This is a genomic window from Serratia sp. 3ACOL1, assembly GCF_003668775.1.
GTDB lineage: Bacteria > Pseudomonadota > Gammaproteobacteria > Enterobacterales > Enterobacteriaceae > Chania > Chania fonticola.
Genome location: NZ_CP033055.1, coordinates 2,198,739 through 2,222,749 on the forward strand (window position 1 = coordinate 2,198,739; position 24,011 = coordinate 2,222,749).

At 50.6% G+C, this 24,011-nt stretch carries 22 protein-coding genes and 1 tRNA gene; 14 read left to right on the plus strand and 9 right to left on the minus strand.

What is annotated here, in order from left to right:
• Positions 1 to 12 precede the first annotated feature (12 nt).
• From D9980_RS10180 to D9980_RS10200, 5 genes are all read right to left on the minus strand, one after another.
• Positions 13 to 1,416 carry an amino acid permease gene (locus tag D9980_RS10180; RefSeq protein WP_121607201.1) on the minus strand — a complete coding sequence of 468 codons (1,404 nt, stop codon included), beginning with the start codon at positions 1,414 to 1,416 and terminating at the stop codon, positions 13 to 15.
• A 15-nt stretch (positions 1,417 to 1,431) separates the two neighbouring features.
• Positions 1,432 to 2,616: an amino acid aminotransferase gene (locus D9980_RS10185; protein WP_121607202.1), complete on the minus strand. Its 1,185-nt coding sequence runs from the start codon at positions 2,614 to 2,616 to the stop codon at positions 1,432 to 1,434.
• Positions 2,617 to 2,805: 189 nt separating this feature from the next.
• The gene (locus D9980_RS10190) at positions 2,806 to 3,177 is read right to left on the minus strand and encodes a RidA family protein (RefSeq protein ID WP_121607203.1); all 372 of its coding nucleotides are present in this window, start codon (positions 3,175 to 3,177) and stop codon (positions 2,806 to 2,808) included.
• On the minus strand, positions 3,161 to 3,976 hold the full coding sequence (locus tag D9980_RS10195; RefSeq protein WP_121607204.1) for an alpha/beta hydrolase: 816 nt from the start codon (positions 3,974 to 3,976) through the stop codon (positions 3,161 to 3,163). The genes D9980_RS10190 and D9980_RS10195 overlap by 17 nt, the downstream gene beginning before the upstream one ends.
• Before the next feature lie 320 nt (positions 3,977 to 4,296).
• A complete protein-coding gene (locus tag D9980_RS10200; RefSeq protein WP_121607205.1) occupies positions 4,297 to 5,199 on the minus strand; it encodes a LysR family transcriptional regulator in 903 nt (300 codons plus the stop codon).
• Between the two features lie 102 nt (positions 5,200 to 5,301).
• Here D9980_RS10200 and D9980_RS10205 point away from each other — a divergent pair, with 102 nt between their 5' ends.
• The 3 genes from D9980_RS10205 (at position 5,302) to D9980_RS10215 (ending at position 7,251) form a co-directional block, all read left to right on the plus strand.
• Positions 5,302 to 5,928, plus strand: coding sequence for a glutathione S-transferase family protein (locus D9980_RS10205; protein ID WP_121607206.1), 627 nt, complete (start codon positions 5,302 to 5,304; stop codon positions 5,926 to 5,928).
• Between the two features lies 1 nt (position 5,929).
• On the plus strand, positions 5,930 to 6,853 hold the full coding sequence (locus D9980_RS10210; protein WP_121607207.1) for a pyridoxamine 5'-phosphate oxidase family protein: 924 nt from the start codon (positions 5,930 to 5,932) through the stop codon (positions 6,851 to 6,853).
• 173 nt (positions 6,854 to 7,026) lie between these two features.
• Positions 7,027 to 7,251, plus strand: a complete 225-nt coding sequence (locus D9980_RS10215) for a YdcH family protein (RefSeq protein ID WP_021180872.1) — start codon at positions 7,027 to 7,029, stop codon at positions 7,249 to 7,251.
• A 46-nt stretch (positions 7,252 to 7,297) separates the two neighbouring features.
• On the opposite strand, the gene D9980_RS10220 is transcribed toward D9980_RS10215, so the two are convergent.
• The 3 genes from D9980_RS10220 to D9980_RS10230 all read right to left on the minus strand — a co-directional run bounded on the left by D9980_RS10220 (position 7,298) and on the right by D9980_RS10230 (position 10,951).
• Positions 7,298 to 8,374 (minus strand): ABC transporter ATP-binding protein, encoded by a 1,077-nt coding sequence (locus D9980_RS10220; RefSeq protein ID WP_046808342.1) that lies wholly within the window; start codon positions 8,372 to 8,374, stop codon positions 7,298 to 7,300.
• A gap of 147 nt (positions 8,375 to 8,521) precedes the next feature.
• Entirely contained in the window at positions 8,522 to 9,895 is a 1,374-nt protein-coding gene (locus D9980_RS10225; protein ID WP_121607208.1) for a phosphomannomutase CpsG, read from the minus strand.
• Between the two features lie 15 nt (positions 9,896 to 9,910).
• Positions 9,911 to 10,951 carry a LacI family DNA-binding transcriptional regulator gene (locus D9980_RS10230; RefSeq protein ID WP_121607209.1) on the minus strand — a complete coding sequence of 347 codons (1,041 nt, stop codon included), beginning with the start codon at positions 10,949 to 10,951 and terminating at the stop codon, positions 9,911 to 9,913.
• 272 nt (positions 10,952 to 11,223) lie between these two features.
• On the opposite strand from D9980_RS10230, the gene D9980_RS10235 reads away from it, so the two are divergent.
• The 11 genes from D9980_RS10235 (at position 11,224) to D9980_RS10285 (ending at position 23,136) form a co-directional block, all read left to right on the plus strand.
• A complete protein-coding gene (locus D9980_RS10235) occupies positions 11,224 to 12,510 on the plus strand; it encodes an ABC transporter substrate-binding protein (RefSeq protein ID WP_065683320.1) in 1,287 nt (428 codons plus the stop codon).
• Between the two features lie 56 nt (positions 12,511 to 12,566).
• Entirely contained in the window at positions 12,567 to 13,442 is an 876-nt protein-coding gene (locus D9980_RS10240) for a carbohydrate ABC transporter permease (RefSeq protein WP_065683319.1), read from the plus strand.
• Positions 13,443 to 14,267: a carbohydrate ABC transporter permease gene (locus tag D9980_RS10245; RefSeq protein ID WP_071680937.1), complete on the plus strand. Its 825-nt coding sequence runs from the start codon at positions 13,443 to 13,445 to the stop codon at positions 14,265 to 14,267.
• Positions 14,268 to 14,278: 11 nt separating this feature from the next.
• Entirely contained in the window at positions 14,279 to 15,862 is a 1,584-nt protein-coding gene (locus D9980_RS10250) for an alpha-glucosidase (RefSeq protein ID WP_121607210.1), read from the plus strand.
• Positions 15,855 to 16,910 (plus strand): glycoside hydrolase family 130 protein, encoded by a 1,056-nt coding sequence (locus tag D9980_RS10255; RefSeq protein WP_024486218.1) that lies wholly within the window; start codon positions 15,855 to 15,857, stop codon positions 16,908 to 16,910. The genes D9980_RS10250 and D9980_RS10255 overlap by 8 nt, the downstream gene beginning before the upstream one ends.
• 16 nt (positions 16,911 to 16,926) lie before the next feature.
• A complete protein-coding gene (locus D9980_RS10260) occupies positions 16,927 to 17,862 on the plus strand; it encodes a DUF1861 family protein (protein ID WP_024486219.1) in 936 nt (311 codons plus the stop codon).
• A 119-nt stretch (positions 17,863 to 17,981) separates the two neighbouring features.
• Positions 17,982 to 19,097: a hypothetical protein gene (locus D9980_RS10265; protein ID WP_024486220.1), complete on the plus strand. Its 1,116-nt coding sequence runs from the start codon at positions 17,982 to 17,984 to the stop codon at positions 19,095 to 19,097.
• 655 nt (positions 19,098 to 19,752) lie between these two features.
• Positions 19,753 to 20,409 (plus strand): sugar phosphotransferase, encoded by a 657-nt coding sequence (locus tag D9980_RS27265; RefSeq protein ID WP_315901726.1) that lies wholly within the window; start codon positions 19,753 to 19,755, stop codon positions 20,407 to 20,409.
• A 335-nt stretch (positions 20,410 to 20,744) separates the two neighbouring features.
• Positions 20,745 to 21,533, plus strand: coding sequence for a DgsA anti-repressor MtfA (gene mtfA / locus D9980_RS10275; protein ID WP_065683312.1), 789 nt, complete (start codon positions 20,745 to 20,747; stop codon positions 21,531 to 21,533).
• Positions 21,534 to 21,626: 93 nt separating this feature from the next.
• Positions 21,627 to 21,702 (plus strand) — tRNA-Asn (locus D9980_RS10280).
• Positions 21,703 to 21,966: 264 nt separating this feature from the next.
• The gene (locus tag D9980_RS10285; RefSeq protein ID WP_121607212.1) at positions 21,967 to 23,136 is read left to right on the plus strand and encodes a histidinol-phosphate transaminase; all 1,170 of its coding nucleotides are present in this window, start codon (positions 21,967 to 21,969) and stop codon (positions 23,134 to 23,136) included.
• A 191-nt stretch (positions 23,137 to 23,327) separates the two neighbouring features.
• On the opposite strand, the gene D9980_RS10290 is transcribed toward D9980_RS10285, so the two are convergent.
• Positions 23,328 to 23,885 carry a GNAT family N-acetyltransferase gene (locus D9980_RS10290; protein ID WP_121607213.1) on the minus strand — a complete coding sequence of 186 codons (558 nt, stop codon included), beginning with the start codon at positions 23,883 to 23,885 and terminating at the stop codon, positions 23,328 to 23,330.
• Between the last annotated feature and the right edge of the window lie 126 nt (positions 23,886 to 24,011).

Below are 24,011 nucleotides of genomic sequence, written 5' to 3' on the forward strand. Positions count from 1 at the left end.
GCCCGGTCAACATTACTCCAAACTCTGTACCGGTGCTTCAGCTGCAACCGATGCCTGCCCTCGTCGACTGTAGAAATAGATGGCGACTAGCAGCGCGGTGAAGGGAATGCCAAACCACAGCGTCATTCTAAAGAAGTCCGTGAACAACGTGGTTATCATCAAACCGGCCATCAGGAGCGCCCCCGCCAAGGTAAAGTAAGGATAACCCCACATGCGGAACTTGAGGTGCGTCTGCGTATGCTGGCGGCGGAAGAACAGGTGGGTAACAAAGATCATCAGCCAGGTGAAACAGGCACCGTACACCGAGATCGACATCATCACCGCGAACGATTTCTCTGGAGCGGCAATACTCAGCACGATAGAGACAATAATCCCCACGCAAGAGAGCGCCAGCGCGTTGACCGGAATACCCCGTTTGCTGAGCCGCCCCAGCGCCGCCGGTGCCTGCCCGGCACGGGACAGTGAAAACATCATGCGGGTGGTGATATACAGCTGGCTGTTCATGGCAGACAGTGCAGCAATCAGTACCACAAAGTTAAAGATCCCGGCGGCGGCAGGCAGATGGATCACGTTCATCGCCACCAGGAACGGGCTTTCACCGGTGCCAGACTGCCGCCACGGCACGATGGCCAGCATCAGCGCTATCGACATCATATAGAAGATAAACAGCCGCAGAATGGTGCCTTTGAAGGCGCTTTTCACGGCAACCACCGGGTTTTTCGCTTCCCCTGCGGCAACTGCGATCATCTCAATACTCAGATAGCTGAATATCGAAACGATCACCGCAAACCACATGCCTTTCACCCCGAACGGGAAGAAGCCACCGTTGTCGGTGAAGTTACGGATGCCGAAGGTCGGGTTGGCGGAAAACGCCAGGATGCCGATACCAATCATGATAAACGCCGAAATGGCCACTACCTTGATGGTAGAAAGTGCATACTCCACCTGGCCAAAAGACTTGACCCCAACCACGTTGACGACGATCACCGCCGCCGAGAACAACAGCACCCACGGCCAGATCGGCGTACCTGGGAACCAGAACTGCATATACATGCCGATGGCGGTCACCTCGGTGCCCACCGCCAACACCACGCAAGACCAATAGGAATAGCGCACCAGAAAGCCAAACAACGGGCTGAGATAGAACTCGGCATAATCGCCGAACGATCCTGGGGTTGGGTGCTCGGAAGTCATTTCCGCCAGGCATCCCATCAGCAGCAGCGCAATCACCCCGCCGATAAAATAGCTCAGCAGTACGCTTGGCCCAGCCATTTGGATCGCGTAAGCACTCCCCAGGAACAAGCCGGTACCGATGGCCCCACCGATAGCCAGCATCGACATCTGCCCGGCGGTCAGGTGCTTTTTCAGCCCATCCTGCCGTCGGGCGATAGCGTCAAAACGTTTCGCGTCTTTCATGGTTGCTCACCTTTTCTATGCGGTACGGGTAACGTCAAGGATGGCGGCGGTCACATAGTCCAGGTTTTGCTGGTTCAGGCCAGGCAGGCACATCCTGCCAGGCGCCACCAGATAAATGGAATATTGCTGCCGCAGTTGGCCGAGCTGGCGTTCATTCAACCCGGTGTAGCTGAACATGCCCTTTTGATCGCGAATGCGGGTGTAGTCCAGCGTGGTACCGCCCTGCTCCAGGCCAGCAGCCAGGCCAACGCGCATCTGTTTGATGCGTTGGCGCATGGTGGTCAATTCACTGGCCCACTGTTGATATAGCTGTGGGTCTGCCAGCAGGGTTTCCACAATCTGGCTGCCGTGAGTCGGCGGGCAGGAATAACTGCGGCGGATCAGCGTCTTCAATGCGCCTTTCACGTTCACCGCCGCCTCGGCCGTAGCACAGCGCACCGATAGCCCCCCTAAACGCTGGCCATACAGCGCCACGTTCTTGGAAAAAGAGTTGCTGACCAGAAAATCCACATCGGTTTTCAACATCGCCCGCAGCGCGAAGCAGTCTTCATCCAGCCCATCGCCAAAGCCTTGATACGCGATGTCAAAGAAAGGCAGCAGCCGACGCCGTTGCACCACCTCGATCACTGCCTGCCATTGTGATGGGCTGAGATCGGTGCCAGTGGGGTTATGGCAGCAAGGATGCAGTAGCACCACCGCCCCTTCCGGCAAGGCAGAGAGCGTGTCGAGCATGGCTTCAAAACGCAGTTGACCAGACGCATCGTCAAAATACGGGTAGGTATTCACCTTCAAGCCAGCCCCTTCGAAGATCGCCCAGTGGTTGGCCCAGGTAGGATCGGAAACCCAGATTTCGCGACGTGCCAGATAGTGATAGATAAAATCGGCACCCAACTTTAGTGCGCCAGAGCCGCCCACGCTTTGTACCGTGGCAATACGGTCCACCGGTTCACCAAACAGCAGCGTCTGGATCTGGCGGGCAAACAGTGCAGAACCTTCGATTGGCGGGTAAGTATGTGGCCGTTGTTGTTCCAGTAAACGCTGTTCGGCAATATGTACGGCCTGCATCAGGGGAATATTACCCTGATGATCGTAATACAGACCGATACCCAAATTAACCTTTTGCGGATTAGCATCCTGCATATAGGCTTCCATCAGAGACATAATAGGATCGGGCGTTGACGGGGTAATATGTGCGAACATAGATTATCCTTAACTCATTATGTAATGAATCAGCAGGTGAATACCCGTCGCCTTTCAAGCTACAGCGTTGTTATCTGCGTGCGTGAGCCCCGGTCACTTACTTAAGTAAGCTCCCGGGGACACACGCACTTGTCGCCTAGCTGTAACTTGAAATTCATAGGGTATTTAATATTTAAATTTAATTGTTAATTAAGCGACAGCGCTAACGGTAATTTCTATTTTCATCCCTGGCACCACCAATTTATCAACAATCACCGTTGAGCGGTTGGGATATGGATAATTAAAATACTGTTTGTAGATTTGATCGAGCAACTTAACGTCATTAACATCGGTAAGATAAACAATAACCTGTAATACATTATCGCTATGGCTATTGGCAGCCTTCAGTGTGGTGGCTAAATTATCAAACGTCAGCGTGATTTGTTTTTCCGGGTCGCCGGTTTCAATAGTGCCATCCTGGCGGACCGGGCCATGGGCGGTGAATAACATCCCTCCACCTTTGGTCGCCCAGGAAAAAGGTTGCCCAATCTCCGGCAGGCCGGTTTCAATGACTGTGCGCATCAAGGTACTCTCCATCGGTAAGCAGGAAACGGTGCAGGGCGCCATCGGCAGCAAATACCGCATCCAGCACGCTGTAATGATTGGCACCGGGGAGCGCATATCGGCTAACCGGCAGCCCCTGCTCCCGCAATGCGGAATAATAATAAAGCGATTGCCCAATCAGCTCCGGCAGTTCCGCCGCGCCGTAAAATAGCACCATGGGCTTCAAAGATAGCGGTATATTACGCGCCGGGCTTAAGGCCTCTATCTGCTGGCTGGTCAGCTTTAGCTGTTGGTTTACGTAGCTCGCCAGCAGCGGCTGCAACTCAAAAATACCGCTGATGGGAAACACCGCCTGCACCAGCGGATGGTGTTGCCAATATGCCGCCAAATGTCCACCGGCAGAATGACCAGTGAGATAAACCGGCTTATCGCCACGCGGCTTCAGCCGCCGCTCGATGACATCCAGCGCTACCCCAATTTGCTGACAAATATCAGCCAGATTAGCCGCCGGTGCCAAGGTATATTCCACCAGCACCACATCAAAACCCAATGACAATGGCGTACTGGCAATAAAGGCAAAATCCTGTTTATCACAAAATTGCCAATAGCCGCCGTGAATAAATATTATCGTGCCTTTATATTCTTCAGTTGAATAAAGCCAGTCAAAAACTTCACGCGGCGCATCCCCATAAGCCATATTCAACTCATGACGTTGCTGTTGGTAAACTCGCTGACTGCGGGATTGAAATGAGAGCAGGATCTCGTTTTCATCAGCCACCGTCGTTGCGTTATCGTAACTGCCCGCTAGAAGTTTCATATATTAAACTTTGTTTATTATTTAAGATGTGAGTTAACTATTAGCAACATGTTAAAATATTGTCAAGATAGCTGATGCGGCAATGCGTGATCGGCGATATAAATTTATTTTTTCCGGCAATAAGTTTCACTGGTTAAACATTTTCGCCGTTATTTTAAAGTTTCATCCATGAAACTCGAAAATAAATTGGGTAAATTGCATAGGTGTTTAACGTGCCTCAGCCCTACCCCGTACGCAACAACAACACTGCACGGCCCCCTCTCCTTCGGGGAGAGGGTTGGGGTGAGGGGGAGATGCCATTGCCATATAATTAAGGTATCTCAATTATCTGGTTGTATTTGCGCAATTTGGCTAAGGTGCTGATAGGCGTAATCCCAAAAGGTGCGCACCTTCAGCGGCATGTATTGCACGTTATTCGCCACCAGTTGCACCGGCAATGGCAGGGGCTCGTAGGCGGCCAACAACCGCACCAGCGTACCATTGGCCAGATCGTCCGCCACCTGATAAGACAGTAGCCGGGCAATCCCCTTTCCTGCCCGCACTGCCAACAGTTGAGTTTCCACCTCGTTCAACAACAAGCGCGGCGTCAAACGTACTCGCTCACCGTTTTCGTTAGGCCCAAAGCGCCATTCTCCTGACGTCGGACGTAGAGTGCCGACAATAGTGTCATGATCGCTCAACTGCGCCGGTTCCAGCAGCTCCCCGCGTTGCGCCAGATAGGCTGGGCTAGCCACGGTGACGCGTGTCACCTCTCCGAGCTTACGCGCCACCTTGGAGGAATCTTGTAAATGCCCGATGCGCACCGCCACGTCCAGCCCTTCATCGATCAGCTCCAGATTGCGGTCATTTAACTGCATGTCGATCTGGATTTGCGGGTAACGTTCGAGAAAAGCCATCACCATCGGTGCCACGTGCTTGCGCCCGAACTGCACCGGCGAAGTAATACGCAGCAACCCGCTCAGTTGAGCCTCTGCGGTATCCATTACCGCGTCTTGATAGTCATGCAACAGAGCACGCGCGCGTTCGGCTAAGCGCAACCCGGCCTCCGTGGGTGCCAGACGCCGGGTCGTGCGTTCCACCAACCGCGCACCAAACCGCTGCTCCAAAGAAGCGATAGCTCGGGTCACCGCCGGAGCGGAACGGCGCAGCTTGCGGGCCGCACCGGCCAAACTCCCTTGTTGGATCACCGCCACAAAAATCGCCAACTCATCCAAACGATCCATAGACTATTCCGCCAAGTGAAATTATCAATTGCCATCTTCCCGGATACCCATCATCTGGCGCAAGAGTATTCTGATCAGGAAGACTATATAAGGAGACTCACTATGCAAACGTTGAAACTGTACGGCACCCCGGCCTCTGGCCATTGCCACCGCGTCGAGCTGCTGCTGCGGATGCTCGAGCTGCCTTATGAGTATTGCGAAGCCCCAGCAACGGTGCGCCAAAGCGAGGCGTTCCTGCGGCTTAATCCCATTGGGCAGATCCCGGTATTATTGGCCGATGGGCAGGTATTGACCGACAGCAACGCCATCATGGTGTACCTGGTGAAACGCTATGCGCCAGATAGCCACTGGTTGCCAGAAGATCCGTTGGCGGCCGCCCAGGTGCAAGCCTGGCTTTCCAAAGCGGCCGGAGAGGTGCGCTATGGCCCCGCATCTTGCCGGATGGTGGTGCAATTTTCTGCGCCAGAGAACTACCAGTCTGCACAAGCCATCAGCGCACGCTTTTTAGCCCAGTTAGAGCAACACTTGGCAGAACGCGAGTTTTTGGCAACGTCTTTGCCGACGATTGCCGATCTGGCCTGTTACAGCTACGTGGCGGTCGCCCCAGAAGGTGGGCTTTCCCTCAAGACCTTCGCGGCAATCCAGCGTTGGTTAGATCGTATTGCCGCTCTGCCTGGGTTCTTCCGTATGCCTGCGTTACCCCTGCCTGACCAGGCTGTAGGCCAATAACATGTCTTCCTCCATGTTTCACCCCGATGAGCAGTTGGCTCAGGTTCTGGCCGGTTTTGATGCGGTGAGCGGGAATATCTACACCGCCATGCCTGAGCAACATCGCGAGTTCTTCGCTCATCTGCCCTACCTGTTTGTTGCTACTCTGGATGAGCGGCAGTGGCCGGTTGCTACGTTGTTCAGTGGCCCCGCCGGTTTTTTGCGATCGCCGGATGAAACACATTTGCGGATCGTTTCGCCACGCCGTGCGGACGATCCTGCTCAGGCAGCACTCTATCCCGGCCAGCCCGTCGGCGCATTAGGATTAGATTTCAGTAACCGCAGGCGCAACCGGGTTAACGGCGTCATTAGCCGCACGGACAAAAACCGCGTGGAGATTGCGGTGCAACAAAGCTTTGGCAACTGCCCGCAGTACATTCAACGGCGAGAGCTATTCGCCGAGCCGAGCGTTGCTGATCCCATTGAGCAGTTGAGTTCGTTAGACGATCAGGCCCGGCAGCTGATCCAACAGGCGGATACCTGCTTTGTGGCCAGCTATGCTCACGGTGATTTAGCGCAAGGTGGCGTGGATATCTCGCATCGCGGTGGTAAACCGGGGTTCATCCATCTGGCTGGTGAAACCCTGTGGATGCCGGATTTTCGCGGTAACCGCTATATGAACACGCTGGGTAATCTGTTGGCTCAGCCACGGGCTGCACTACTGTTTATCGATTTTACACACGGGGACATTCTGCATTTGCAGGGGAAAACCCAGATTTTATGGCAGGCAGAAAATGCAGCCGTCGAAGGTGCCGAGCGCTACTGGCGGTTTGATATCACCAGTGCGTGGCGTTTTCGCCAGGCGCTGGGCTGGCGCGGCAGAAACGTTGAGTTCTCTCCGGCAACGTTACGCACGGGTATTTGGCAAAATCACGTAGAAAGCTAAGCGGGCGCAGTATGCGGCGCCCATCCCCATTCAGCAACATTGCCACGCTGTCATCAATCTGCACAGCAGGATCTATTTTTGCTAGCTAGCGCCATTTTAAATAAATCCACGCTGGGTTACAGTGAAAGTGGAGAAGCCCTCCAGTGTACAGTTTGACTCAAAGGAGCTTGAGTATGTTTCCAGAATACCGTGAGTTAATATCGCACCTGAAATCAAGCCACCCCCGCTTCCAGTCATTGTTTGATAAGCACAACCAACTCGACCACCAAATCTCCAGGTTAGAAGGACCGGCAGGCAACGGCTACTCTGACGAGGTAGTCCGCTTGAAAAAAGAGAAGCTACATATCAAGGATGAGTTACACAAAATACTAAAGGCAGAGGAAGCCGCAGCCAAGTAGCGCACGTCGATCCCCGCGCTACTGCGGGGATCACCGCTACCTTTAGCTAAACGTCACGTATCGCCTTACCGTGCTCATCAAACACCAGAATATTATCGCAGGAGGTACCGATACTTACCTCTTCACCGGTGGCAAGCTTCAGCTGATAAGGAACCTTCATTTGTAAGGTGCCGTATTGCCTAGAGCCAAGCAACACCACCGTGGAGTCACCGTGCATTTCGGTGAGCTCGTTTTTCACCTTCAGGCAGAGCTCGGCACTATCGCTTAAAGAGAAATGTTCGGGCCGGATACCTAATGTCAATGCCGTGCCTGCTGCCAAATCAGCATTCGCCAGCTGCGGAATAAAAAAGCTGTGCCCATTGATTTTCACCCGTCCGCTATGTTCATAGGTGACGGCAAACAGATTGATTTTCGGCGCGCCAATAAATCCGGCGACAAAGATATTGGCCGGATGGTTATAGACCTCTTCCGGCGTTCCCACCTGCTCTATTCTTCCCTGGTTCAAAATGACGATCCGATCGGCCAGCGTCATGGCTTCCGTTTGATCGTGGGTCACATAGATGGTGGTTTTTCCTAGATTGTCATGCAGTTTGCCGATCTCCTGCCGCATCTGGATACGCAACGCGGCATCGAGGTTGGATAACGGTTCATCAAACAAAAACACGTTAGCGCAGCTGACTATCGAACGCCCGATCGCAACACGCTGGCGCTGGCCGCCGGATAAGTGCTGTGGCAAACGTTCCAGGTAATTATCAAGTTGCAAGATCGCGGACGCATTGGCGATCCGCGCGGCGATCTCCGGCTTCGGCGTTTTTATGTTTTTCAAACCAAACGCCAGATTTTCACGCACGGTCATATGGGGATACAGAGCATAAGACTGGAACACCATCGATACGCCACGCTCCCCGGCATTCATATGGGTAACGTCCTTATTATCTATCTTTATTTCACCCCCGCTAACTTCTTCGAGGCCAGCAATCATTCTGAGTAACGTAGACTTTCCACAACCAGAAGGGCCGACCAGCACAATAAACTCCCTGGAGGCAACCTCAAGGTTTACGCTATTAATCGTTTTGATATTTCCGTAAGACTTTTCGACATTTTTGAGAGAAACGCTCGCCATTATCTGCTCCAACATTGCGCTGTCATCTATTCAGCTTATCCACGGATAACTTTAATTAACCATGATATCTACAGGCGTTAAATTACGGCAAAGATAAACGCCAAAGAATAAGCCGTTTGACTATAACTTTATCGCCGCAGGCGATGACTAATCGGTAATAAATTGAATAAGTTTGGTCAACTGCGTGATTTTTTGCTCCAACAACTGAATATCCCCGCGGGTTTCAATATTTAACCGTAGCAGGGGTTCAGTATTGGAGGCGCGCAGGTTAAAGCGCCAGTGATCAAACTCCATGCTCAGGCCGTCAGTTGCCGTGCTCCGCAGCACGTTATCGGCATAAAACTGTTTGATTTGCCGGATGCTGGCATCAGTATCCTCAACGGTAAAGTTTAGTTCCCCCGAAACAGGGAAGTGCGCTTTGCTGGCTTCAATCAAGGAAAATAGCGATGTTGCCTTGCGCGACAGTAATTCGATCACCAGCAGCCAGGGGATCATACCGCTATCACAGTAACCAAAATTGCGGAAATAGTGGTGGGCACTCATTTCGCCACCGTAAACGGCATCATGCTGGCGCATGGTGTCTTTGATAAATGCATGGCCCGTCTTTGATTCGATCGCGGTGCCATTCAGCGCCTGCACAATCGCTTGGGTATTCCAGACCAGTCTAGGGTCGTGGATGATTATACCGCTGTTGTCAGCACGCAGGAACGTTTCCGCCAGTAAGCCGACAATGTAATAACCTTCAATAAAGTTGCCTAGATGATCGAAGAAAAAGCAGCGATCAAAATCCCCATCCCAGGCAATACCTAAATCCGCCTGGTGCTCAAGCACCGCCTGGCGAGTGACGTCCTGGTTCTCAGGCAGCATAGGATTTGGGATCCCGTTTGGAAAAGTGCTATCTGGCTGATGGTTGATTTTAATCATGCGGATCGGTAGCTGGCGTTTTGCCATTGCCGCTTCGAGCGCATCCAGAGTCGGGCCCGCTGCGCCGTTGCCAGCATTGACCACAATCTTCATCGGCGTTAACACGCCAGGATTGATGTAGCTTAATAAGTGCTCAATGTAGTGTTCACGGTTAGACTGAACGGAAAGCTGCCCAGGGGTGGCTGACGGCGTAAATTGATTTTCATGGGCCAGTTGCTGGATATCATACAGTCCGTTATCCCCGCTGACGGGCCGAGAATCCTGTTTAACCAGCTTCATGCCGTTGTAGTCAATCGGATTATGGCTGGCGGTAACCTGAATGCCGCCATCGACGCCATAAAAGCGGGTGGCAAAGTAAACTTCTTCGGTGCCCACCATGCCGATATCAATCACATCGGCCCCGCCACTCATCAGCCCTTCTGCCAGCGCCTGCTTCAAAGCGGCACTAGTTGCCCGAGCATCTCCACCTACCACCACTTTCTGTGGCTTTAGCCACTGGCAGTAAGCCCGGCCAATGCGCCAGGCGATCTCTTCATTGAGTTCCGTACCCAACTTGCCCCGAATATCGTAAGCTTTAAAACAGGTTAACTTTTCCATTTCCTTTCCATGTGGTTATGCCGAATCCCGGACAATAAGTTCATAATCGAGAAAGATATCTTCGGTTATTTGCCCCGCAATCAACGCCCGGGCGGCATGACGCCCTTTGGCGACAATAGGTTGGCGGATGGTGGTCAGCGCGATCGGTGGATCCTGAATATCAATATCGTCAAACCCGGTGATCGCAATCTGTCCAGGAACCGTAATATGCTGACTCTGGCAGTAGTGGTAAACGCCGAAGGCAAAGCGATCGGACAGACAGATGATGGCCGAAATACCCGGTTCGCGGGTAAGCAGTACCTTGGCCGCCTCTTCTCCCCCGGCTTCGTCATGCAGTTGTTCCACAACGTGGCTGGTGGTTAAATCAATACCGGCATCGGACAGCGCCTTGATGCATGCGCTAACACGCCCAAAGGCGACGCCGTTGTCAAATTCGCTGGAGAATTCAGCCAGTGATGACAGCACGCCTGCTTGCTTTTTCACCGGGAAAGCGACAATGCCGAATTTTTTATGCCCAGCCGCCAGCAGATGCTGGCAAATGGCCTTCATAGCGGCAGCGTCATCAATGGAAACACAGGTGAAGTCCTGCAGTTTGATATCGGTGGTGACCACCGGCAAGCCGCTGGTTAATGCCGCCTGCACAATCTCATCATTGCTATAGGTGGCATTTAAAATATAGCCATCGACGACGGCGCTTAGCATGCGTTTTTTAAATTCGTTATTCACTCTTAGTGGCATCAGCGCGATGTTAATTCCATTCTTCTCACACTCCTCGGCAATGCCACGCATCAACGCAATGTCATGACGATCGGAGAAAACATAACTCAAATTATCGTTAAAAATGACCCCAAGCGTACCGCTCTTACCGGTACGTAAAAAGCGCCCGGCCCCTGTCGGGCCATGGTAATTAATGGATTCTGCGTAGGCTAAAATTTTCTCTCGCAGTTCTGGGGAGACCTTTTCGGGCCGATTAAACACATTCGAGACGGTGGTATGCGTAACGTTTAGCGCCTCAGCAATGGTTTTAAGTGTTTCGCGTTTTTTACCAGTGGTCATGTCAAAAGCTCCGGGAAGATAAAGTTACCAAGTTGCCCATACTATATCCCAATCCGCCGTAGGAAATGATTGGTCCTCACCACCAGGAAAGGTATGTTACCTCACTTTTAACGTTAAAATTGCAACGCACGTCACCATTTTAACGTTAAAATAAAAATAATGAGATGTGAGAGCACTCACAGAATCCCTGCATCTTCGCTGCTATTTTAACGTTAAAAATTGGCCTACCAGCCTTTCTTCCTACTGACGAATAGTTCACAGGTAATCAAGCCATGCTAAAGAAAATCAACCATACCCTGCTCTCTCTGGCGATTGCCGCCAGTTGCATAGTGCTTACGGGCTGTGATGACAAAGCGGTGTCGGGTGATAATGAAAAACAGGAAATAACCCTGTGGATCGCACCAAATAACGTCCAGGAAGCATTCTGGAGCGAAGTCGTTGGCGAATGGAATCAACAAGCCGACAAAAAGAAAGTGGTCTTTTCCACCATCCCGGCGGCTGGCAGCTCAGAAGAGGCGATCATGAACGCCATAGCCTCTGACCGCGCACCGGATATTTCGGAGAATATTTTCACCGGCTTCGGTACTCAGCTGGCTGATTTGGGCCAAATCGTCGATCTCTCCTCGCTCGATGGCTATGAATCCTTAATTCATGCCCGGCAGATGGGCGATATCATGAAGAACTGGGGCTATAACGGCAAAAATTACATTCTGCCGATTTACATGAATCCGGTGCTGTTCTGGTGGCGCGGCGATTTATTAGTGGAACAGGGCTTTAGCGGTATCCCGAAAACCTATGACGAGGTATACGCCCTCAGTGAAAAATATACCATCGAGAACCAACGTTATGCGGTGCAAGCTACATCTGGCCGCAACTGGTGGGACCGCTGGTTTGATTTTATCGCCCTCTATTACGCTCAGAGTGGCGGTAAGCCTTATATCGCCGACAAGCAAGCCACCTATGACAACCAGGCTGGGCGCGACGTCATCGGTTTCTTAAATACGCTGTTTGAAAAAAAATGGACGGTCTACGACTTTGGCCAGGATGACCCATTGGTGACAGGCAAAGTTATGGGCGCAGTGCGCGGCCCCTGGGATATCAGCCGCTATCAGCAACAGTATCCGGAAATCCTCAAGCAGATAAAGATTGGCCCGATGCTGGTCAAAGATAAACAGGAAATGCCTTACACCTTTGCCGATGGTAAAGGGCTGGTCCTGTTCAGCCATTCCAAGGTCAAACCCGAAGCGTGGGAGTTTATCCAGTGGGTGTTCAGCCAGCCCAAGTTCGATAAGCGCTGGGTTGAACTGACGGGTATGCCACCGGCCAGAGCGGATTTGCTTACCAACCCACTGTTTACCCAATATTACCAGGATAACCCTTACGCTGCTGCCTACGCCAAATATGTCAACGTGGCAATACCGCCTGCATCCAGCAGTGAAACGGTGGAAATTCAACGCAGTATGACGCAAATGCTGGAGAAAACCGTGTTTAAAACCGTGACGCCGGATGAAGCTTTGCGGCAATCCGCGCAGGAGGTGAACGCGCTGTTAAAGCCCTAATTACTACATCTTATTGATTTCTCGTTTTATGCTTCATCTGAGGGTGGCCGTTAGTTATGATTTTTCCAAAGCTTAAAGATAAACATGTAGGCGGTATTCTGGCGGCCTCCTATCTGGGATATACCAGTATATTCTGGCTGTACCCCTTTGTTTGGCTCGCAGTGTTATCGCTGACTGAATGGCGTTTTGTGGGCATTCCTTCGTTCAACGGCGTGCAAAACTTTATTATGGTGCTGCAAGATCCGTTGTTCTGGAAATCGATGTTAAACGTACTGCGTTTTTTAATGTACTACCTGCCGGTCGTATTCATTTCTTCGCTACTGTTTGCGTTTGGCTTACAGAAATTGAAGTATGGCAGAACCTTTGTTGGCCTGAGTTTTTTATTAGCCAACGTCTCTTCCGGCGTGGCCTATTCCATCGTATTCTCCAAGATCTTTAGCCAGAATGGGCCGTTGAACACCTTTCTGAATGAATGGTTCGGCTTTTCTCTGCCCTGGCTCACCAGCCCGGACTTCGCCATGTTGTCCATCTCGCTGGTGGTGACCTGGAAGTTTGTCGGCTATTACGGGCTGATACTCTTTTCTGGTCTGAACAGCATCCCCAAAGAAATTTACTCGGCAGCGGAACTGGATAACACCCGGCCGCTCAAGCGATTGTTCCGTATCACATTACCGCTGATCAACCCGCAATTGATTATGGTGCTGGTATTAGCCATTACGGTCTCTTTTGCGATCTTTACCGAACCCTATCTGATTACCGGCGGTGGCCCATTAAACAGCACCACGACGCCGATGATCGTGATGTATGAGGCCGCATTCATGAAAATGCAACCCAGCTGGGCAGCCACCATGTCTATTTTTATCGCACTGATTAGCTTCACCCTGATCCTGATCGTCAGAAAGCTGCTGGAAAGAAAGGTGGAAATCGTTTAAATGAAAAAATCTATCAACAGCCTGATTATTCATCTGGTTATGTTCTTTTTGGCGCTCTCGTGGCTGTACCCTTATATCTGGATGGTGCTTTCCTCCTTTAAACCAACCGCCGATATTTATACCAGCGGGATGTTTGAAGGGGCTTATTCACTCGATAACTATCGTTTTCTGTTTGAAAGCACCGGGCGGGTAGAGAAACCCTTTTTAAAAACCTTGCTTAACTCGTTGTTTATTTCTACTACGGTGACGGTAGCGGTTACCCTCAGTTCGATGTTTATCGGTTTTGCGCTGGCTAAAATGCAGTTTACCGGCCAACGATTATTTAAAAACCTGCTGTTTTTACAAATGGTGTTCCCGGCATTTATGTTTATCATCCCGCAATTCGTTTTGGTACGGGAGCTGGGGCTGTTAAACACTTACAGCGCCATGATTGTGCCGTTCCTGATGAGCGCCTGGGGGATCTTTATGATTTCACAAAGCTTTCAAGGTACGCCTAACGACTATATTCATGCGGCCAAGATCGATAACGCCAGCCTGTGGCAAATTATGATCTACCTGATGATGCCGCTGAACAAGGCAATTATCGCCATCGTCGCGCTGTTCACCTTCGTCGGTACCTGGGACAACTTCCTGTGGCCACTGATCGTTATCCAGGACGAAAACAAAATGCCGCTGTCAGTGTTGCTGGCCACCTTCAGTAAATCCTATGGCGTCTATGTGGGGCCAGTGATCGCCGGTGCCGTGCTCCAGACTATCCCGATCGTCGTGCTATTTATCTTATTCCGTAAGTACTTTATGCAGGGCATGTCCCTGTCGCTGAAATAAGGACTCGTGCAATGAATGATCAAGCGTGGTGGCGTGAGGCCGTGTTCTATCAGGTTTATCTACCCAGTTTCCAGGACGGCAACGGAGATGGGATAGGCGATCTTCATGGGCTGATTGATCGGCTGGATTACCTGCAGGAACTGGGGATTGGCGGGTTATGGATCACCCCTTTCTACCCTTCCCCTCTGGTGGATAACGGTTATGACATTAGCGATTATCTTAATATCGCCCCGCAGTATGGCACGCTGGCGGTTTTCGAGCGGTTAATCGCCGAAGCCCATCGGCGTAATATTCGGGTGATCATTGATATGGTGCTTAACCACGTCTCTACCGAGCATCCGTGGTTTAAAGACGCGCTGAATAATCCGCACAGCCAATATCGTGACTATTTTATTTTCACTCGCCAACCCAATAACTGGCAGTCGTTTTTTGGTGGATCGGCATGGGAGCCTGAAGCTACTGGCGGTGAATACTATTACCACAAGTTTGCCATTGAGCAGGCCGACCTGAACTGGGCCAACCCGGCGGTCGCAGAGCTTGCCAAGGGCGTACTGGACTTCTGGCAAGCCTTGGGGGTGGATGGTTTCCGTCTGGACGTGATCAACTTCCTGTCATGCAGCACCCAGCGAACAGATAACCCTACGCTGGAAAACGGTGAACAGCAGCACCTGTACGATATTAATCAGCCTGGTATCGAGTCATGCCTCGCTGATTTAATCGCGCATGCGCGGGCCAAAAGCCCCTGCTTTATTGTCGGTGAGGTGGGCAGTGACAAGCTCAAAGAACTGGCACGCTATCAGTCCGCCGACTTATGCGATGTGGTATTCAATTTTAACCTAGGCAGCCTGCCTGCCTTCGATTTGCCGCAAATCGTTGAACAGTTGAAGCTGATGAACGACCTGCCAGGCAATGTACCGACACTGTTTTTCTCTAGCCACGATATGCCCAGGATGATCAGCCGCTTCGGCGAGTTCGCTGGCGACATTGCCAGGGCGCGTGCGGTGGCTTGCCTGCAATTAATGGCCCATGGTGTGCCGTTTATTTATAACGGTGAAGAGGTGGGCATGCAGGACTATGTCGCCACCGAAGCGGATGCCATTTACGACATTCAGGGCAGGACACAGTATCAACAGAAGCTGGCCGCAGGTGGCAACCCGGAGGAAGCATTTCAGTTTGCGTTAACCAAAAGCCGTGATAATTCACGCTCGGCCATGCAATGGTCTGCAGCCCCCTTTGCCGGTTTTAGTACCCACCAGCCGTGGATGCCGGTCAATGAAAACTATCGCCAGATCAATGTGGCGGCTGCGCAAAATGCGTGCCATTCCCTTTGGCATGATTATCAACAACTCATTGCCCTGCGCGCTCAATATCCCGTGTTTCACTACGGCGTCTATGACCAATTGAAGCAGGTCAAAGACACCCTGATATTCAGCCGCCGTTATCGCCAACAGCGCGCCACCGTCACCATCAATTTTGGAGAAAATTATTTATTGCAGGTACCGACCCACGGGAAGGTTTTATTTGATACACGCACAGTGCCCGGCCAATTGACTCACAATGATATCGTAATTTTTATCGAGGACAGTAATGATTAGATTTTCTGGTAACCCATTAATTACCCCCCAGGACATAACGCCAAGTCGTCCGGGATTTAAGGTTGAATGCGCGTTCAATGCGGGCGTCACCCGGCTTGGCGATGAAACCATTATGTTGGTCCGCATTGCGGAAAGCGTGATCCCCAAGAACGAAGGCACCACCGTGGTACCTTGGCTGCAAGAAACTCCCGCGGGCTGGCAGGTGACTACCCGGGAGTTTTGGCATAACGACCCTGCCTATGATTTTAGCGACCCACGGTTGATCACCTACAAAGCAGATCCGGCGATCGTCTATCTGACTTCACTCTCTCATCTGCGGGTGGCGAGAAGCGGCAATGGCGTGGATTTTGTCGTTGATACTCAACCGCTGATTTTCCCGGACAACGGCTATGAAACCTTTGGCTGTGAGGATGCCCGCATCACCGAGATCGAGGGGGCTTTTTATATCAACTATTCCGCCGTCTCCTCCAAGGGTATCTGCACGGCGCTGGCGGTTACCAAGGACTTCACCTCTGTTGAGCGTCTGGGATTGATTTTTTGCCCGGATAACCGTGACGTTTGCCTGTTCCCGGAAAAGGTGGGCGGCAAGTATCTGGCTCTGCATCGCCCGGCGCCCAAACACTTCGGTAAACCCGAGATTTGGCTGGCCAGCTCCAACGATTTGCTGCACTGGGGACAACACCAGCATCTGCTGGGCACATCGCAAGATCCCTGGGATGCGTTAAAGCTGGGTGGCGGCGCTCCCATGCTGAAAACGACAAAAGGCTGGCTGCAAATTTACCACGGGGTAGACGTGGATCAACGTTATGCCCTGGGTGCCATGCTGCTCGATTTGGACGATCCTACCCGTATTCTCGCCAAATCGCCGGTTCCCTTGTTGCAACCGCAAGCGCCCTACGAGCTTTACGGATTCTTTGATAACGTCGTCTTTACCTGCGGTGCGTTGATTGAGAACGATACCCTGCGGGTCTACTACGGCGCCGCTGACGAAAGCATGTGCCTGGCTGAAATGCCGCTGGCCCAACTATGGCAACACCTGTCGGTGTAATGAGGGAAAATACGCAATGAAGACTAATTCTCCGGCCAGCGTGGCACAACTGATTGCCGACTATCACCAGCGAACGTCAGGTATCACTTTCACCACTGACCGGCTCGAATTCACCGGTGTAGGTGACAAGGATGTTTACAACATTACCGCTCCCTTTACCTCTGCCGGGCTGCAAGTCATTGCTGGGCGGGTTGAAGCCAGGGACTCTGAGCACTCGACCATTGTTTTCTTCCAAGAGCAGCAAGGAAAATGGACTCCGGTGGAAAATGCACCTACGTTCCCGTTACAGGATCCCTTTTTCTGCTTTATCGCTGGTGAACTGATATTTGGTGGCGTCGAGATCAACCCCCATCCCGAGCACCCAGGGCAGCTTATCTGGCACACCGTGTTTTATCGCGGGCGTGACATCCTGTCATTAAACCGTTTTGCTTGCGGCCCTTCAGGTATGAAAGATATCCGCCTGTGCCAGATCCAGCCAGGGCGCATCGGGGTATTTACCCGGCCACAGGGCAATATCGGCGGCAGGGGAACCATCGGATACGTTGAGATAAGCTGCCTGGAGGAACTCACGCCAGACACTATCGCCAATGCACAACTACTCGATCGGCAGTTCAACAGCGACGAATGGGGCGGCGTCAACGAAACGCATTTACTGAGCGACGGCACTATCGGCTTACTGGCCCATATTGCCTGTTTTGATCAACAACAAAGGAGACACTACTACCCGGGCGTCTTTATCTTCAATCCGGACACTAAAAACTATAGCCCCATAAAAATAATTGCAGCAAGAAGTAATCTGCTACCAGGCGATGCTAAACGCCCTGACTTGGTAGATGTCATTTTCCCAGGCGGCCTCATCGCATTAGCCGATAATCGTTGGCGGTTATATGTCGGTGCCAGCGACGCACAAGCGCACTGGATTGATATTGAGGATCCTTTTATCGGGATTTAATTCGCAAGCAATCGAAATTGCGCTTTTAACTGGCTTAATGGAAAAACTAATATTAATAATATTGGATGGTATTGCTATTGCCAAAACCAGGCAATACCACCAGTTTAGAAGGGATTATAATGAAATACTCTAAAATTTTTTCTCTGCTGTTGCTGGCTGGTCTCAGCTCTACCGTTCATGCGGAGAGCACACTAATTAAAGGTAAGACCCCAAGTGCTGAAAGTCGCCCTATTTTCGCCGGTGACAAGATTAGAATAATTAAAGAAAATGGCGAGACGGTGGAAACAGTAGTAGAACTCAGCGATGATAGCGTTGGCATTATTCGTCTACCAAAGGATGAACGTTCTTATTTCCACGGTAACTGGTTGGCAGAGTATAAAATAGAGCATTTCCGCAATGAAGGCCGCAGCACCAACTCCCGTCCGGTGCATGAAATCGTCTTCGCCGATGGGCGGGTCAACTTTGGTGACACCGGCTGGAACACCGGTTTCGTACTCAAGCAGGTGCATTTTACCAACGACTCACGCAATGACAGCCAGCATAAAGTCGATTTTCGCATGATCGAAATGGAAATTCGCCCGGCGTGGGCGAAAAGTATAGATAAACACTGGTTTATGCTGGAAGGGATCTACCTGGGTAAAACCGGCTATGAGAAGAACCGTACCACCGGCAGCAACAACAATATTGGCGGTGATGGTTATGGCTTCCGCCCATACTACCGTTATCAGGTATCGGACAACTTCAGCGTCAACACCGATATTAAAATGCTGGTAGAAGACAAGGATGCCCGCGGTGCCGATAGCGGACGTTTCCAGTTTTATGAAGCGCTGGTGAATTTTAACTATCACATAGCGGATCGTGTGAACGTCGGATTTGAAGTGTTTCGCAAAGAGGGCCAGGACTTCAACCATGATGGCGACAAGACGGCGAACGTGCTGGAACAGGAATTTCGCCCATGGGTTGCCTGGAGTATGGGTAAAAGTAACTTCCTGCTTAAGATGGAGCCTCAATTACGCCGCATTGGCGGGCGTGATGGCTATAAGGAAACCTCCAGAAGCGAGAAATATATCTTTAACTATAGCTACCCGATCACCGACAGATTTTATGCGGTGGCCGAGTACTTTTACCGGGTAGAGCACGACAAAAAATTCTGGGATCACAACGTTCGCGACCCGAATGCATATAAAAATACTGAGACCAATTTCGGCAAACTGGGTGTGAACTATGTTTTCTAAGTTGAAAGCAATAACTCAATAAAAATAAGGTAACAACATGAAATTATTAAATACCCTGGTTTGCATCATCGGATTAACCACATTTTCTGCCGCTGCCGCCCTGGTTAACCCAACGCATCTGGATGCGCTATACCAAAAGATCACCCTAGCCAACAAAACGGAATTGGGCCTGATCCATATCTATAGCGAATACCCGGATTACCGCTGGGTTAAAGATCCCATCGAGGGCGTATCGGCAATCGATGACGTCGCACGGGCTGTGGTCTTTTATCAGCGTCAGTATCAATCAAACGGCTCTGCGGCAGACCTGGAAAAGGTTAAATCACTGGTGCAATTCATTCTCCACCAGCGAGCGGATAACGGCTATTTCTATAACTTTATCTACCCCGACCATTCCATTAATAAAACCTACAAAACCAGCGTAGCGGAACCCAACTGGTGGACATGGCGCGCCCTATGGGCATTGACTGAGGCTTACCCAACCCTGGCAAAGACGGATGCAACGCTGGCGAAAAAGGTGCATGAAACCATTTTCGCCACCACCGATGTCATTTATAAAGACTTTAACTTCAAGCAGACCCGCGGTGAAAAAGACGGTATCGCGGTCGCTGAGTGGTTACCGCAGACCGCAGGCGATCAGGCGGGCGTATTGTTGATGGGCCTGAGTAATGCCTACTCGCTGGGCTCCAAGCCAGAAATTGAAAAAATGATGCGCGCATTAGCGGCGGGCATCATGCTGATGCAGGTTCAGGATACCTCCTCACCGGTAAACGGCGCGTTTTTAAGCTGGCAAAATATGTGGCACGGCTACGGTAACAGCCAGGCTTATGCTCTGCTTACGGCGGGCGAGAAGCTGGGCGACCGGGATATGATCAAGGCCGCGTTTAACGAACTGGATCATTTCCAACCCGCGCTCATCAAAAAAGGGCTGGCAAACTGGTTCACCGTTCAACAGAAAGGTGAAAAGGTCACCGTGATCGAGGAACAAAAGTTTGCCCAGATAGCCTATATCATCCGCCCGATGGTGTTTGCCAACGTCAAGGCCTGGCAAATATCACGCGATACCGCTTATCTGCAGCAAGCCGTCGATTTATCCCTGTGGCTGTTTAAGCAGAACCCGGCAAAAGCGCAAATGTACTTCCCTGCCACCGGGATCGCATTTGACGGTATAGACTCCCCCACCAAGGTGAATAAAAACTCGGGGGCAGAGTCCACCATTGAAGCCTTGCTCACGCTGCAAATCGTGGAATCCATCCCTGAGGCTAAACGTCTGCTGGATGCCGCGTTAACCAAACTGGATATCGAGCGTTAATCCCAACCGACTGACCATGGGGCGCTGCATACGGCGCCCCAACGGCCAAACATGTGCGAACCTTACCAAACCCCATGCTAAAAATACGGGTCTACTCCCGCTTAGATTTTCTATGTGGGCGTTTGATCACAGACAAACTTAAGCGTAAGTGATTGAATAGTAGCGCAGAGCAAGGTTTTAATCCGCATAGCGGGTAGCCTTGCGACGGTTTGCAAGGCCGTCGCGTTCAGCCACTCCGGCAGCTCTGCGTGAAACGCTTGCTATAGTGCCCCCTTTTGCGGCATGTTGACATTATCACCCCAGCCGAATGTTCCAGTGACCCTTAGAGCAACGCAATGATTAAATGGCCGTGGAAAGCAAATCAAGCGCAGGCGGAAACGTTTGCCGACTGGCAGGAAGCCCTGTCCATCCCCCTGCTCTCACCTTTGGATGAGCAAGAGCAGCGGCGTTTGGTGGCGGTTGCCAGCCAGATTTTGCAAAATAAACGCATCGTGCCTTTACAAGGGTTGGAACTGACATCCCTGATGCAGGCGCGTATTGCCCTGCTGTTTGCATTGCCGGTAATGGAACTGGGGGCAGAATGCCTGGACGGTTTTAACGAGGTCCTGCTCTATCCAACCCCCTTCGTGGTGGAAGATGAATGGCAGGATGATATTGGTCTGGTGCATTCCGGGCCGGTGGTGCAAGCAGGCCAAAGCTGGGAACAGGGGCCTATCGTGCTCAACTGGCTAGACGTGCAAGACTCCTTCGACCTTTCCGGCTTCAACCTGGTGATCCATGAAGCGGTGCACAAGCTGGATATGCGTAATGGCGGCACCGCTACCGGCGTGCCCCCAATCCCGCTGCGCGATATCGCCGCCTGGGAATACGATTTACACGCCGCGATGGAAAACCTGCAGGACGAAATCGATATGGTGGGTGAAGAAGCTGCCAGCATGGATGCCTACGCCGCCAGCGATCCGGCAGAGTGCTTTGCCGTGCTTTCCGAGTACTTTTTTAGCGCCCCTGAGCTGCTGGCCAACCGCTTCCCCGCTTTGTACGAGCACTTTTGCCGCTTCTACAAACAAAACCCACTGGCCCGTTTGCAGCGTTGGTATGCAGACAGCGAGCCACAACGGGACTGAGTTTGCTCAGATGATGAGCTGTCGCACCCCCAGAATCAATTTTGCGTTGACACGATCTGCACGGCTGGATATGATGCGCCCCGTTCAGACGATTCCTCTGTAGTTCAGTCGGTAGAACGGCGGACTGTTAATCCGTATGTCACTGGTTCGAGTCCAGTCAGAGGAGCCATATTTAGAAAAGCCCGCTTAGGCAACTAAGCGGGCTTTTTGCTGTCTGTGAAGCCATGCCACCCCGAATCGAATCACCTATGCCGCGGGCAAGCTGGCACCATCGGGAAGTCTGAATTTACATGCATCATGGTGCAATCTTGCGTTCACCGTGGTGCATTATAGGGTGCCTGATATTATAAATTTTAATAAATCAAAAAGTTGAAAACTGGCATGATTCCTGCGTGATCGCCTTGCAGTTATTTTACGACAAGGAGAAAACGTTATGTCAACACACACTGTGGTAAATGCACAGCGTCGCCAATTCTTAAAACTCTCGGGAGCTCTAGCTGGCACTGCCACATTGGCAAGCCTTAGCCACCCTACATTGGCAGAAAAACTACCCGCAAGTGATACCTTCGCGGTTCCTACTGCCGATAACCCCATTCGTATTAACTTTAACGAAAATGCGCTCGGTATGTCACCCAAAGCACAGGCTGCCGCACGTGATGCCGTCACCAAAGCCAATCGTTATGCAAAAGAAGAAATAATCACCCTAAGACACAAGCTAGCCAATCAGTATCAGATACCAGAAACTGGCATTTTACTGACAGCGGGTTCTTCAGAAGGTATACGTGCGTCGATAGAAGCGTATGCCACACCGGACTCACAGTTGGTGATCCCGGAGCTGACTTACGGCGACGGTGAACATTTCGCCGTCATTGCGGGTATGAAAATCACAAAAGTACCGATGCTTGATGGTTGGCAATTTGATATCAATGGATTAAAAAAAGCCGTAGAAAAGCATAAAGGCCCATCGCTAGTCTATTTGGTCAACCCCAACAATCCGACTGCAACGATTACTCCGGCCGATCTGATCGAACCCTGGATTAATAGCAAACCGGCTAATACGATATTTATTGTTGATGAAGCCTATGCAGAATTTGTTAACGACCCCCGTTTTCGTTCAGTTTCCCCCTTGGTAAAACAAGGTGCCGATAATGTGATTCTGTTGAAAACCTTTTCGAAGATTTTTGCCATGGCCGGAATGCGTGTCGGTTATGTTGTAGCACACCCGACAGTGATTGCCCGTCTTGAAAATTATGTTGCAGGAGAAAAGATCAACTTCTGCGGGGTAGATGCCGCTTTAGCTTCAATGGATGATCAAGCTTTCATCCGCTACAGTAAAAAAAGCAATGATACCTCGCGACAAATTTTGCTACAGGCCTTGGATACGCTGAAAATTCCTTACCTGCCTTCCGAAGGAAATTTTGTATTTCATAAGCTGGATGTACCGCTGAAAGACTATCAGCAGCACATGAAAGATGCAGGGATTCTAATTGGTCGGGCATTTCCACCGGCGCAAAGTTGGTGCCGAATCTCGCTAGGGACACCTCAGGAAATGGCGTTTGTTGCAAAAACCATGCTCGACTTCCGTTCCAGAGGCTGGATATAACGAATGGCCCAGAAGCAATCAGATTATTGCTCCTGGGCCAGATTTCCCCATCTACGACGGGTGCTAGGTGGTCCCGGCTTCACTGGCTTTTCTGGCCATGTAAATGTGTATAACTCAATGACCTTTAAAATATATTACTTTTATAACCTACTACACTTTAGCCGCAAAAAAATTCATCTTAATTATAAATATTAGCCGTTTAAAACGGTTGTCTTTTTAGACAGTGCATAGTAATTCTCCCTATCTGGAGATTCATATTTTTCAAACCCAAGACCCATAAGCGAGCCAATCCTTTCTTTAGCTAACGGAATTGCCTTCGTGATTATTCTTTCAACCTCAAAATCTTCAAAAAAACCTTCAAGACACAAGGAAAATATTTCACTTAGATACATTTCATTTTCATAGCGTGACAATATATCCAATCTCAAAATTCCCGTATTAACCTTATAAACACCAACCGCCCCAAACATTTCTATAGTCCCTACCGCAAGGTTTTCTTCTTTATTCACAATTGAAAACCTTACAAACTCCTCACGCTCATAGCAACCAAGCCAACCTATTATTGAATTTTTCATTTCTTCTATCGTATTAAAATTGAAATTTCCCGTACACATATCCGAATTGAAATAAGGCCTGGAATTTACATCAGAATAACATTTTAACAAACCTTCTGCATCATCTATTGTAATAAGACGTATAATAAAATTAGATGTTTCATACGTTTTACATTCTTTGTATGGATTGCTCATTTTTAACCCCTTGGTATTGTCAAATTTATAATATACCCGATAATTTTCAAGATACATGCGACTTTGTTGAATAAATCGGCGTTAGGAGTTGACAACTGCGTCACCTGATGATGGGTTTTATTGTTG